General features: G+C 52.7%; 14 protein-coding genes. 5 read left to right on the top strand and 9 right to left on the bottom strand.

Annotated features, from left to right (window positions below; genetic code table 11):
• Positions 1–63: 63 nt before the first annotated feature.
• Both KOM00_RS04070 and KOM00_RS04065 read right to left on the bottom strand, forming a co-directional pair.
• Positions 64–261, bottom strand: a complete 198-nt coding sequence (locus KOM00_RS04070) for a helix-turn-helix domain-containing protein (protein WP_216497562.1) — start codon at positions 259–261, stop codon at positions 64–66.
• Positions 262–694: 433 nt separating this feature from the next.
• Positions 695–1,975: a hypothetical protein gene (locus tag KOM00_RS04065; protein ID WP_216497561.1), complete on the bottom strand. Its 1,281-nt coding sequence runs from the start codon at positions 1,973–1,975 to the stop codon at positions 695–697.
• Positions 1,976–2,166: 191 nt separating this feature from the next.
• On the opposite strand from KOM00_RS04065, the gene KOM00_RS04060 reads away from it, so the two are divergent.
• Positions 2,167–2,484: a helix-turn-helix domain-containing protein gene (locus KOM00_RS04060; protein ID WP_268898976.1), complete on the top strand. Its 318-nt coding sequence runs from the start codon at positions 2,167–2,169 to the stop codon at positions 2,482–2,484.
• Positions 2,485–2,563: 79 nt separating this feature from the next.
• On the opposite strand, the gene KOM00_RS04055 is transcribed toward KOM00_RS04060, so the two are convergent.
• The 6 genes from KOM00_RS04055 to ftsH all read right to left on the bottom strand — a co-directional run bounded on the left by KOM00_RS04055 (position 2,564) and on the right by ftsH (position 9,723).
• On the bottom strand, positions 2,564–3,556 hold the full coding sequence (locus tag KOM00_RS04055) for a terminase small subunit (RefSeq protein WP_216497559.1): 993 nt from the start codon (positions 3,554–3,556) through the stop codon (positions 2,564–2,566).
• A gap of 52 nt (positions 3,557–3,608) precedes the next feature.
• Positions 3,609–4,550, bottom strand: a complete 942-nt coding sequence (locus KOM00_RS04050) for a hypothetical protein (RefSeq protein WP_216497558.1) — start codon at positions 4,548–4,550, stop codon at positions 3,609–3,611.
• A gap of 409 nt (positions 4,551–4,959) precedes the next feature.
• A complete protein-coding gene (locus tag KOM00_RS04045) occupies positions 4,960–5,151 on the bottom strand; it encodes a helix-turn-helix transcriptional regulator (RefSeq protein ID WP_216497557.1) in 192 nt (63 codons plus the stop codon).
• A 147-nt stretch (positions 5,152–5,298) separates the two neighbouring features.
• A complete protein-coding gene (locus KOM00_RS04040; RefSeq protein ID WP_216497556.1) occupies positions 5,299–6,087 on the bottom strand; it encodes a hypothetical protein in 789 nt (262 codons plus the stop codon).
• Positions 6,088–6,286: 199 nt separating this feature from the next.
• Positions 6,287–7,516, bottom strand: coding sequence for a tyrosine-type recombinase/integrase (locus KOM00_RS04035; RefSeq protein ID WP_236026738.1), 1,230 nt, complete (start codon positions 7,514–7,516; stop codon positions 6,287–6,289).
• Positions 7,517–7,857: 341 nt separating this feature from the next.
• Entirely contained in the window at positions 7,858–9,723 is a 1,866-nt protein-coding gene (ftsH, locus tag KOM00_RS04030; RefSeq protein WP_216497554.1) for an ATP-dependent zinc metalloprotease FtsH, read from the bottom strand.
• A 177-nt stretch (positions 9,724–9,900) separates the two neighbouring features.
• Between ftsH and KOM00_RS04025 the strand changes: the two genes are divergently transcribed.
• From KOM00_RS04025 to KOM00_RS04010, 4 genes are all read left to right on the top strand, one after another.
• Positions 9,901–10,359 carry a hypothetical protein gene (locus KOM00_RS04025; protein WP_216497553.1) on the top strand — a complete coding sequence of 153 codons (459 nt, stop codon included), beginning with the start codon at positions 9,901–9,903 and terminating at the stop codon, positions 10,357–10,359.
• Positions 10,360–10,379: 20 nt separating this feature from the next.
• Positions 10,380–10,625 carry a YMGG-like glycine zipper-containing protein gene (locus KOM00_RS04020; protein WP_216497552.1) on the top strand — a complete coding sequence of 82 codons (246 nt, stop codon included), beginning with the start codon at positions 10,380–10,382 and terminating at the stop codon, positions 10,623–10,625.
• Between the two features lie 402 nt (positions 10,626–11,027).
• On the top strand, positions 11,028–11,405 hold the full coding sequence (locus tag KOM00_RS04015) for a hypothetical protein (protein ID WP_216497551.1): 378 nt from the start codon (positions 11,028–11,030) through the stop codon (positions 11,403–11,405).
• Positions 11,406–12,235: 830 nt separating this feature from the next.
• Positions 12,236–12,373, top strand: coding sequence for an entericidin A/B family lipoprotein (locus KOM00_RS04010; protein WP_216497550.1), 138 nt, complete (start codon positions 12,236–12,238; stop codon positions 12,371–12,373).
• A gap of 78 nt (positions 12,374–12,451) precedes the next feature.
• Here the strand turns inward: KOM00_RS04010 and KOM00_RS04005 are convergent, their stop codons facing one another.
• Positions 12,452–12,847, bottom strand: a complete 396-nt coding sequence (locus tag KOM00_RS04005) for a hypothetical protein (protein ID WP_216497549.1) — start codon at positions 12,845–12,847, stop codon at positions 12,452–12,454.
• Between the last annotated feature and the right edge of the window lie 5 nt (positions 12,848–12,852).

The following is a 12,852-nucleotide window of genomic DNA, read 5'->3' as shown; positions in this document are numbered from 1 at the left end:
AATAGCGCGCAGAACCTTGCAAAATGGCGGTCCCGTCGCATGATTTGGCTTCAAGGGCGTCTTTTATACCTTTGAGACGCCCCTGGCGGTTGAGTGCGATTTCATCCACTGATCAATCTCTTCGCGGTCAAATCGCCATTGGGTACCGATTTTCGACGCAGGAATCTCGCCGCGTTGCGCCATCCCGTAAAGTTTGGTCCGGCTCAACTTCAGGTAGGTTGCCAGCTCTTCAATCGTCAGCCATTTATCGAATGTGTCCATGCCGATACGCTCTGCGGAGGTTAATTGTGAATGTCTGGCAACAGAAGATAATCTATGATAGGAAACTTGACAAGAACAAACCATTTATTCCGCTTAGCTTGCCCTTCCCTTCCCGGCGGGTTACCAAGCCGGTGGACCTCTTTCCATCAGACCACCCCCTTCGGGGACAATACTGATTTCAGTGGGACCCTATCTGTCCTATACCGCCAAACTACATCTATTGCGTCCAAGAAAAACCATAACTTTGGAGGGGTGAGGTACCATAAACGTTGAACGGTAGTTGAACGGTAGTTGAACAGTAGTTGAACAGTAGTTGAACGGTAGTTGAACGGTAGTTGAACGGTCGTTGAACGGTCGTTGAACGGTCGTTGAACGGTCGTTGAACGGTCGTTGAACTGGAGTTAGTATCAGAGTTCCAATCCCAGCTATGCTGTCAAGTAAAGGGTAATCCGCCGACAAGTTTACGCACAGCGCCTAAAAACTTTTTAAATGGCGGCGGGTAATCGCTTGTTTCGGTAAAGACATCATCTCCAGGAAAGGCATTGGTTCCGCAAGAAAAGACCTCCCTATTGTCCCAAATGATTTCAATTTCCCAGTCTGTTCCGTCGCAAAGTTCAACCCCTTCGTACTTCGACTGCCAACTCCAAAGCCCCACTTTCTGGCATTCCAGCCAAAAGTGCCTCCAATCTTTAAAAGCAGCTTTTATTTCTACTGTCCGCACTGGCTCATAGGCCCACTCACATTCCTCGTAAATCAGGGCTTCGTCCCGAAGCTCCAGGCAGTACGATGAACCAGTGTAGCCACCAACCGAAATTCTGAACTTTGTCGGAACAGCCTGCACTTCAACCGGCTTCAGCATGTCCTCAATCTTCTTGAGTGCGTCAATTATGGGGCCGAAACCTGCAACAGAAGGAGTCCGCCCTTCGATAAGGTAACTCGCCAGATACTGTTCAGACTTGGGGCGGAAGCCGTGTCGATAGCAGAAAAGATAAGATACGGCTTCTGCCTCTAACTCCTGATCTGAAAGCTCCTTTCTCTTGAAAATCCCATCCTGGAATTCGTCCAAGTGACCGCAGAAAATATGAGCCAGTTCATGCACCAAGGCAGCAAAGCGTATTTCCAGGGGGTGCGTGCTGTTCACTTGCAGGACGTAGTTGATTAGGCGGTTCTCCGCTTTGATTCCTTTTCTTGGCGTTAGAAAACGTGCATCCTTCACCCGCACACGACCAGAAAGGGTTATCCCCAAAGGATATTCTTCAAGTTGTAGTCGTTGCCTACGGCATGCCCTTACCACATCATCGTAGAGCCCCTCTATTCCTCGGAGGTCTCCTTCTGTTGGAAAAAGCGCGCGGCAAATTTCTTCAGTTGGTAAGTTAGGCTTATATCCGGGGATGGGATTCTCTTCTATCCCCTCAATATCCTTAATATCGTAAACGAACTCGACCGGACCGAAGATTTTCATGATTACTATCGGCTGAACACCGGGGCGCAGATTCCTACCGTATTTACTACGCCAACGCTCCTCTGGGATGACAAGGGTCGCACTCGACCGTTGCTGCTTTACTAGTAAGGCGTTGTACGGGGCTAGGTATCGGCTCTGCTTGATGAAAGTCAGCGTCTCAAAGAATGACGCAGATTCGCCGCCTTGAGAGAATTGACGAGTCTTTTCAAGAAGGTTTTCAATTTCTGATTGAAGAATCTCGTAGGGTAGCATCAGGCTCCTCGCTTCAGTTCCATTACTAAAAGACCATATCTAGATGGATTTATCGCATACTTGTCGCCATCTCCCGGAACGGACACAGAAAGGTGTGTACAACACCAATGAAACGTATTGGTGTTAAATTAAATACATATTAGCACATACTGTGGGTTTAGTGCCAGATGTAAAGCACGTATAGTTCCCACATGAAAGCGCCAATAGCACTAAGACGTCTTGTGGGGGAAAATATCCGTTCTTTGCGGCACGCAAAAGGATGGAGCCAGGAGGAGTTGGGCGAGCAGGCAGGGCTGAGCTACAAGTTTATTGGAGAGATCGAGAGAGGGGCAGTGAATCCTAGCCTTGATTCATTGGCTAAGATCGCCAATGCATTGACCATCAACCTCGCTAAGTTGTTCTTGGATAGGGGGTTAATCGTGTTGTCCCCCGAAGAGGTGGCCAAAGTAGAATCGTCCCTGTCGGTCCTTCATGACGTGTTGGGTACGGTCAAAAGCAAGTTTTCTTGACGATTACCTGAGAAACACATTGAGGGGGGGGGCACCCGGAGATAAATCGGGGCGCCCCTGGCATTATGGTTGATTCTATTTATCCTGCCGACTGGGCAAAGCTATCCTGCGCCTTAAGGTCTTCCTTGAGTGCCAGTACCTGCTTATGACGCTCCGGGAGGAAGGTGGTCTGCTGGGCCTGGATGCTGGCCATTGCCTCACGAAACCGCTGGTCAAGCTCTTCGTCGGTTAGCTGCCCCCTCTCTTCCTCGCCGTCGCCCTCCCCGATGCCCTTGGTGAGCTGTATCTTGATGACCTCGGGCAGCGGTAGCCCCAGTTCCGTGAAGCGGTACGCAGCCTCCATGGTGTCGATCTCCCCGGCCCGCAGCTCCTGCATGATCTTGGCGGTCTCCGCACGGGGGGAGAAATTGTCGGAAAACATCTTGTGGAGTTTGGCTAGGTCCATCAGCACGGCGCGGCGGTCCACCAGTTCTATGATGGTCTTCCGCACCCTGCGGGGCTCTTTTCCATCATCCTCGGTGGCACCGTAGCAGCCCAGAGGCAGCAGAATCTCTTCGGTATGCAGCTTTTTGATGGCCGTCGCCATATGTCTATCTACCAGAGAAAGATCGACCACGGCGTTACCGTCATCCTGAATTTCCATGAAGTTGTCCATGTTGGCGTGGTAAGCCATCTTGGCAAGTTCCTGGAGGATGAAATCAGGGTCGGTCTTGAACTCCCGGAAAACAGAATTGGAGACCATCCGAATAGCCCGCCTAACCTTAGTAATTCTTAGCAGCTTGTGCCCGTTGACGGCACAGGTTCCCTCGGAGAGATGGTCACCATATGCCGCACGGTAGGCAGGGGCTGCTTTGCATTGCTTGACGTACTCCATTACGAATCTTGTCTGCTGAGAATTGAGCCCATCAAGGGCTTCCTCCAATTCACGGCGCCAGTCATTATCAAGGCTTTCCGCATTCGGCTGGGCGAGCTTTTTTGCCTTCTTAGGGGAGATCTGACCCTGCGTCGGCGTATTCTTGTGAACGTCACGCGACGCACCAGTCTCTTTTCTCGGCTTGTTGCTATTAAGCATTTTGCACCCTCCCGGTGTTATTTTTCTGGGCCATGATCGTTCAGTCACTCGTTCATGAGGCTACCGCGAGTCTTCTCAGCTCTTTTGCTGCTGCTGAGTGGTCGCCGCTGTGGTGTATCAAGGCATATGCACCGAAAGGGCTGTAACATTTCCCACACTGGAAAGGTGCCGTCTCAGGTGCACTGCTGTGAACGTAAAAGCCCGCGGCCAAGACACTACCGGATATTCCACGCTGCTTGCCCGGCCTTGTCCAGTGGTTGCGGAAGAAAGGACTCCATCCGAGAGGCTCCAGCAAATCCGCCCATGACGCCCGTGCATTGTAAACATCACCGGGTTTCCTACTTAGGGCCGGTCGTTTGGATACCGTACTTTCGAGCATCTTTGGTGCGTCGTTCATCGAGGGCGTAAAAAAGTCAGCAGGGTCAAGGGTAACGCCGGTGCTGTGACGGACCCTATACAACTTTTCGCCACCGGGCGGGCACGCCGGGGAGTAGAAGAGCTGCCCTGGCCGCCTAGATGCGCTGTCCAGGTGCCCCACACGCTCATCGAAATAGTCAATGATTCGTCCAAGAGTCGCCTTAATATCGCAAGTAAGGTCTCCGGCGAGCGGAAGGTAAGCGCGCAACTTCGGCCTTTCTGCCGAATTCGAATAGCTGGTGAATATTACCGCCTCGAAACCTTCGAGAGCTTCACAGAGTCCATCGAAGTAATAATGGCCATCGTCCAAGTCTAGCGTCACCATTGAAAGGGCTTCGAGGTCACTCTGCCGCCGAGTGCCGGACCTCCTGAAGCGCCCTGCGACAATCGCTGTTCCATCCTTCTGGCGATCCTTGACGCTCTTCTCTGCAGTCAGATAGATGTCGAGCGGTAATGCTCCTCGGATGACAGGGACGCGGCAAAAGTCAACAAACTCTCCCCAGGTGACATGGCGCAGGATAGGCCGGGTGTCCTCGAACCACCTAACCGTCGATATTGATAAAACCTGATCTTTCATTGTGCCTCCCCCTTCCTCTTACTCCGTAAAAAACAGTTCCAGGTAAGCAGGTGTAATTACTGGCAAGGTTACATGCTACTGCTACTGTTAATGTTAATGGCTTTCCCGGGCCTATCCTGAGGTTTTTTATTTCAAATCTGGAAAAACCTTAGCTTTTCTCAGCTTGACCTTAGCTTTTTTTAGCTTTCGGCCTCCCCCCCTTCCGCCCGTTCTCCGACTTTTTCCGTGAATACTCCTGTGCCTCAGATATAAGCGACCGCGTATACTCGGTGCGGCCTTCGCCCTGAACAAGATCGTCTGCAAAGGCTCTCAACCAGTTCTCGTGCTCCCCAGGCGGTATTCGAAAGACCTGAAGGAGAAACTCAGCAGTAACAAGTTTTACGAAGAAAGGTTTATCCACCGCGCCCCCCTATGCCACCTGCTTGCGCGATTCGACCCAGGTATCCACCGCAGACGCGAGACAACCGACACGCCCAGGGGACAACTGCACGCGGGGAGGAAAGTCGCCGGTTTTCTGCAACCTCCAGATGGTGGTGAGGGAGAGGCCGGTTACACGGGGAAGTTCTTTGAGACGATAAATACGGCGGGTTTCGGTGGACATGGCATGCCTCCAATAGGGTGAATATGAAACATTATGGAGGCACTTTTATCAGAGATGGGAAAAGCGAGGAATAACAGAACGAGGTATCCCCTGTAGATGTTAAAGGGGAATTTGATACATCTTCCGAAATGGAATCAAAAGGAGGGGTTACTTATCGCGTGAATTCCGCTCTTTTAATATGGACAGTGCCTCTTGCGCTTTCTTTCGGTTAATGGGGTCCTGCATATGCCTCTGGAAGGCTTGTTGGACGTGAAGAGGTACAACAAAACGCGGGGTGTCCTGCTTGATCTTTTCAAGGATTTCAGTGGTAGGAGCAGGGAAAGGAAACCATTCAGTTCGAGAACATTGGATAAGTTCGACAGCCATTTTATAGTCTACTGATGCTCTTCTCGAACACGCCGAATCTTCTCCAATCGGTGAATACATTCCTTCGCAAATCATTTCTTTACACACCTGAGTATAATTTTTATATATTTTGTATAATTCGAACGTACGTAAGCATATTTTAAATTTGCTAAAGTGACTATTATTGTTATTGGCACTAAAATAATTAATTTTTCCGTTTTTATGCCTTATATAATCCCTTTGTCTTATTGCGTAGTTATTTTTTATCAGGCTTTCTTTTACTTCATTTTCAACGTATTTTGCAAATGCTTCCAAATCCTCTTTTAATTCTTCATATGTTGTGTACCTGTGAACCTTGAAAGTGAACTCTAGTGGCTCAGAAGCCTCGCAGTAAACGTCATTTTTTCGTGGCAATAGTCTGTCAAACCCTGAAATCACCAATAAACGTTTTAACTCGTCACTACAGCAACTAGCTGGGTAGTGCCGCTCACTCCAGGATATAAATTCGTCGTCAAACTTCAGGAACTCAAAACGATAAGACCGTAGCTGTTCCAGATATTTGTTCAGCGGCATGTCTGGCTTTTTGGACACCTTCCCCCTCCCGATTATCATTAGGGCAGCCAGCAGATCGTCAATTCCTCCGCTGGTGCAACTTAGATTGCAAGTGACGCATGTTCAAAGGTCGTTTGAACTCACTGTCCGAACCGAATGCCTCACTCTTTCACCTTAGGCGCTCATCATCCCTTTAGACACTTTAGTCACTGTATTGGTCTTTGGGGAAATAGGTTTTTCAGCCTACCGAGACAGCCTTGCGACTCATGGGTAACACCTTTGCGTCGGCGGAACCGGTGATGATGCTGTTAAGCTTCCGCTCCCAGGCTTCAAGGGCTTGTTGCTTTTCCTTGTCATAGGAATAGCGGTTGTGGATATGACCCACGCCCTGTTTCTGTTTAGCGATGTGGTTCTGTACGCGATCGAGGATATCGCCGGGGATGCCCATTTCCGCCATGCAGGTTGCAGCGGTGCGCCGTAGGTCGTGCGGAGTAAAGTGTGCGATCTTCAGCCGGTCTTCAACCTTGCTTCCCGGCGTATGGGGTAGATTCGCCTTGATATCGTGGGTCATGGTGCGAACTTCATACGACTTGCCTGAGGCTGTCGGCGATTCGAAGATGTGCCCTTCCTTGTCACCAATCAGTTCAAGCGCCAGAGGGGTAAGAAACACTCGGTGAGCCTGTTTATTTTTGGATCGCTCGGCAGGGATCGTCCACCAATTTCCCTCGATTTCCCACCGGTGCATCCCGACCACTTCACCGGGGCGCTGTGCTGTCACAAGAATAAGCTTCAAGGCGCGGCGTATGCTATAGCTCATCTTGGCTGTTTCCAGGTTCTCCCAAAGCTTCTTTATCTCCGTTACAGAAAGTGCCCGCTCGCGTCCCACCTCCTTTGCCGGGCGTTCCATCCCCATGAAGGGGTTAGCTTCCAAAACGTCACGCTTCACGGCATAGCTGAACATCTTGCGTGTGTAGGCCAGCACTCTGTTCGCCATCACCGGCGCTCCCCTGTCGGCTATCTCGTCAAGGATAACCACCAGATCACGGCGCTTTATATCGATGATCTTCCGCTTCCCCCACTTGGGTACAATTTCAGCCTTCAAGGCCCGCTCGATCTCCCTCCAGCTCCGATTATGCTCCTTGGCATATCGGTTGACGTACTCATCCACGAAATCAGCAATAAAGGGCGTGCGGGTGCGCTCAATCTTGGCTTCCCGATCTACCGCACCGGGGTCAGCCCCGTTGTTCAGCAGTTTCTTTGCTGCTGCATGCCGTTCTCTGGCTGTGGCAAGTGACACGTCCGGGTAACTCCCAAGGTTCAGCTCTCTCCGCTTCGCGTCAAAGGTGTAGATGAACAGCCAAGTTTTAGCACCGGTCGGCATCACACGGATAGTGAAGCCCTCACCTTCCCGCCGGTAGTATTTTGCTGGTCCCGGCTTCAGCCCTTTGATTAGTTTGTCGGTGAACATCTTGCCCCCCTGTTGAGGTTGCATGACTTCATGCAACCCCTCATGCAACCTCTAACAGCGTGGTTAGGATGAAACGGCATGCACCCCATTGAAATAAAATTACGGCTATATATTTATTATGTCAATTGAAATATAGATAAAAAGGCAGGCAATGGAACAAGCTGGTGGGTACTGAAAGAACACGTCACTTGACTCGAAATCAGGTGTACCGAAAGGTACCTAGGGTTCGAATCCCTATCTCTCCGCCATTAAAACAAGGGGTTACGGCTTTTAGCCGCAACCCCTTTGTTGTTTCCAAGGCGTACGCATCCTCCCGTCTTTTCCTGGGAATCAGCCCCATTCTAGCTGTTATTACTGCCCATCCGTTGCAAAATCTCGTCAACCCGTGCCCCATCCAGCGTTTCTTCTTCCTGTAAAGCCGCCGCCAGGGCGTCCAGTCCTGGCCTGTTCTCAGACAAAACCCTGTCGGCAAGCTCTTCGCTATGACGGATGATCGCGGTGATCTCCTGATCTATCTTCCAGGCCATCGCCTCCGAGAAGCCCTTCTCTTCTGCGAGCTTTCGTCCCAAAAAGGGATGCTCTTCGCCACGGGTAAAGGTCACGGGCCCGATTTTCTCGCTCATCCCCCACTGGCAAACCATTTTTTCCGCAAGATCGGTCACCATCTTAAGGTCATTCTGCGCACCTGTGGAGACTTCACCGAAGACGAGTCGTTCGGCGGCTCTCCCCCCCAGAATCACGCAAATGCGGTTTTCCAGATAGCTTCGCGGGTAATAATAGCGGTCATCCTCCGGAAGCTGCTGGGTGACCCCCAAGGCGACCCCGTGAGGTATTATGGTGACCTTGTGAATTGGATCGGTCCCCGGAAGGAGCTTGGCAAGCAGAGTATGCCCCGACTCGTGGTAGGCTGTGATCCGTTTCTCATTTTCGGTTATCACCATCTTCCGTTCACCACCCATCAGGAGCTTGTCCTTGGCCTGCTCGAGATGCGCCATGGTGACGGCGGATGCCTTCTCCCGCGAGGCCAGGATCGCCGCTTCGTTCACCAGGTTTTCCAAATCTGCACCGGTCATCCCCGGGGTCCCTTTGGCGATGACTGAGAAGTCGACCCCCTCGGCCATCGTGATCTTGCGCGCATGTACCTTGAGGATTTTTTCCCGGTCCCGCCAGTCGGGGCGCTCAATCACCACGTGCCGGTCGAAGCGGCCGGGGCGCAGCAGCGCAGGATCAAGCACGTCCGGACGGTTGGTGGCCGCCAGCACGATCACTTCCTCGTGCCGGTCAAAACCGTCCATCTCCGAGAGGAGCTGGTTCAGTGTCTGCTCCCGCTCGTCGTGTCCGCCCCCAAGGCCCGTGCCGCGGCTGCGACCCACGGCATCGATCTCGTCGATGAAGATGATACTTGGCGCACCTTTCTTGGCGTTCGCGAACAGGTCCCTTACCCGGCTCGCGCCGACCCCGACAAACATCTCGATGAACTGGGAGGCTGAAATGGTGAAGAAATTGACCCCCGCCTCGCCGGCCACCGCCCGCGCCAGCAGAGTCTTGCCGGTACCGGGTGGGCCTACCAGCAGGATCCCTTTGGGTACCTTTCCGCCAATCTGGCGGAACTGCTCCGGATTTTTCAGGTAATCAACAACCTCCTTCAACTCGATCTTATTGTTTTCCATGCCGGCGACGTCGTCAAACGTGACATCGACCTTTTCCCCGACGCCGTACATCCGTGCCCCTGACTTGGCGAAGCCGCCGAACATCCCTCCCGTCCCCATTTGCTTGCTGACATTGCGGGAAAAATACACCCAGACCCCGATGATGAGTATCCAGGGCAGCATGGAGACGAGAAACGTAACGAGCAGCGACGACTCAGTGGAAACGGCACTGATCTCCACGTTGTGGGAGGCAAGCTCGCCAAGCAGCCCCGGATCAGCTACAGCAGGCATCGTCGTCGTGAACGTGCCCACCTCCCGAGCGACCTCTTTACCTTGCACCATTTCCACGACTTTGATCTTGCGGAGGAATTCCCCGCGCACGCCGGTCCCCTTGAAGCTCACCGTCTTCAGGTTATTGCCGGCCAGCTCGGCACGGAAGCGGCTGTAGCTGATCTGGGCTGTCTGTCCGGCTTCGCGCAGCATGTAGCTGTAAAAGATGTTAAACAGCATGAAAATTGAAATTATGTAGACAACCGTGCGCCAGGATGGTTGCTTCATGGGGCTTTCCTTTGGATGGAGGTCATTTCCGTATTTGAAAGTATATACCGCAACATGCAATAAAACAGGGCTTTGTGAGAGGAATAGCCGATTACCCGAGTTTATTTCCGTGATTACCAAAGTGCAGCTTTGATATAATGAACCCTTGGAACGCATCAACGAGAGTGGAGGTGGGACATGAACTTAGCTAAGACATTACTTCGTTTTTGCTGTGTCCTATCGGTCGTCGCAAGTCTTTCCGGCATGAGACCCGCGCTTGCGGCTGACGACAACCCAACGGGCGACCTCACCAAGGAGTTGAAGGAGATGCCTGTGCTCACCGGTGAAACGTGGCAAGCCCTTCAGCCTGACGCAAAGATCACCTTCATCTGGGGGATCGGACACGTGGTGACCATCGAGGAAAATGTTATACAACGCCACCCCGAGCTGAAAAGGCAGGGATTCGTAGCAAAGCTGGCCGAAGGACTTCGCGGAGTCCCGATGGAAACCATCATTCAGGACATCGACAGCTACTATCGCAACAATCCCGACGATCGTGACATCCCGGTCATGCGGGTGATCTGGACGCAGATCGTCAAACCGAAGTTGAAATTAGGCATCGCCGACCGGCCCTTCGCCGGTCCAGGCGGACCGTAGGCCTGGCAAGGAGGCAGCGCATGAGAGCTTTAAGATATCTGGCAGTCGTGCTGCTGGCAGCGCTAAGCTTTGGATGTGTGGGGATGTCGCGCCAGCAACAAAGCACGCTTAGCGGAGGCGCGATAGGCGCCGGCGGCGGGGCCTTGATCGGTGGACTTTCCGGCGGGAGCCCTGCAGTAGGAGCGATACTTGGGGGCGCGGCCGGCGCGCTGACCGGCTACATCCTTGGCGACCCCGGCGCCGGGCGTCATTACCAGCGTCGCTGAGGCGGCTGATGCGGCTCAAGCCATGTTGCCGCATGCATACAACAAAATAAAATAGATCCGTACCAAGCCGGGCCCGGGCATTGCGCAGATGCATTGCTTGGGCCCGGCTTTTTTGCTGCGCCGCACCGCAGCCCCCCTCACGGTGCGTTCAAGTTTTGAGCGCCTGTTCAAAATTAGCAACTACCAATATTTAAAGGCGGTTGCCGTGCATTCCGGTGGAGAGGTGTGCGGACGAAGTACAGGAGAGGGTGAAATCAGTTTTCAAGTGGAGCGGGGTAGAAAAACAAAATATGAGTTAGAGCGCGCACATGATAGTTCACTTTGCAAATTTGAACGACTTGGCACACTGGCTGAAAAGCCTCCGGGTTGAAGGGCAACAACACCAACATACGGAGGTAAGTCATGGACGAGCTCAAGTTCAAATCAAGCGGCCCCGATGCGGCGTACCTGGCGAACATCAACATCTTCTTCGCGGTCCTGTTCACCCTGGACATCTTCAAGAACGGCTGGCGGGAAGACAAACTCGGCTCGCAGAGCACTCTGCAGAAATGCGCCGACTGGTTCAAGGAAATGTTCGAGGGGGGGCGCACCGGAAACCGGGTGCACATAGCGGCCCGGAAGTCCGCACGGCAGGACCTTGACGGGCGCATCCACAAAATAATGCGGTACCTGTCGGTGTTGGCCGACGAAAGCGATATGAAGCCGCTGTTAAATTCTGGCGTCGTCATCTATAAGACCAGGAAGAAAGCCCGCAGGACCCCGAAGGCGGTTCCGTCCTAAGAGGCAATCGGTTTCAGCGGTCGTCTCTTCCCTCACAACCTTTTCACCGCCCTTCAAACCTCAAAGTACCCCGGCGGATCGCCTCTCCTCATGAGCTTTGGCCTCCACCGGGGTTTTCCTATTGGTGGCTCGCCCCTCAGCTAAACAGGCCCACGCGTCTTCCCCCTCTTCGCACCCCCCCTAAGCAACACCAGAGCTGCATTTACTAATGGAAGGGTCGCTTTAAAATAAAGCGGGCATGCTTTTTCTAATGTAGGGGTGTATTTAAACAAAAGAAGGTCTGCAAAAACCAAAAGCGAGGGCTCACTCATGCCATGCACGCCTTTTTTTAAATCGAAGCCCCCCTCTTCCGCTTATTCACCCCCCATTTTCCCGCAAGCACGTCTTCACCTGGTCAAGTCCCACCCTTTTCAGGCCTGAAAAACGGAGCTGTAATTAATGAGCTGGTGCATTTCAATTAACTACGACCATGTTTAAATTAAACACGACCTACTTTTTCTTAACAACGGTCTCACTTTTCTTAACTACGACCTCGTTTTTTTAAATGCAGCCTGCCATAAGTCCGGAAGGCGTCTCCAAGGAGCTTGACTGCCACCGCCTCGCACTTGACTGCCGTCTTCATGGGCTTAACTGGCACCTATTAAAGATAACCGCGACTACGGCAAGCTAAGGTCTTGGGATCGCAAGGAAAAATGCGGCGGCGAGTTACGCGCTCGCGACATCCCGCGCCCGCTCCTTTGCTAAATCCTCCAGCATCGGGTATCATGCAACATTAACGGAAACCAGCAAACGTCCGAGATCGCTGGGCAACCCAAAAAAGGAGAATGACCATGAAACGCAAAATTGCTGCTGTTGCTTTCCTTGCTCTGACCTGCATCGGGATCCTCGCTGGCTGCCACACCGTCAAGGGGGTTGGCGAAGACCTGCAAAGCGGAGGAAGGGAGATCGAGAAGTCCTCGGGTAAATAATCTTGTCGCCGTCCCCAAATCAAAAAGGCCAGTCTCTACGACCGGCCTTTTTGTGTTTCCGTACTCCCCTCCTCTCGATCACTTCTGCACTACGCGCACCACGCGCCCACGGATGGCGAAGGCGAGCCTGGCCAGGCGACGGTGCGGGTAGCTCGGGTCGATGATCGGGATACCTTCCCTGCAGGTCACCAACCCCTCCGCCTGGGCCCTCTCGAAGCAGTCGTGCGCCGCGTTTCTCAGGGTGTCGAAGAAGAAGATGATTGAAATCATGGCGTTGTAACAGGTGACTCCCAGTACCTCGTGGGACATCAGGCCGCTGAGGTAACCTCCCAGTGCCACAAGGGCGACGTAGGGCGCACTAACCAGCGCGGTATAAAAGATGAGAGTCGCCCGCGCCCGGATCGCTACCTTTGAGAGTCGCACCCCTTCCCAGGGATCTTCTTCATCGTAATCGTAGTAGTCACGTTCGCGCATGGCAT

The sequence above is a fragment of the Geomonas diazotrophica genome (genome assembly GCF_018919385.1).
Lineage (GTDB): Bacteria > Desulfobacterota > Desulfuromonadia > Geobacterales > Geobacteraceae > Geomonas > Geomonas diazotrophica.
The sequence above is the reverse complement of the archived record's forward strand: the minus strand, read 5'-3'. Positions and strand labels throughout refer to the sequence as shown.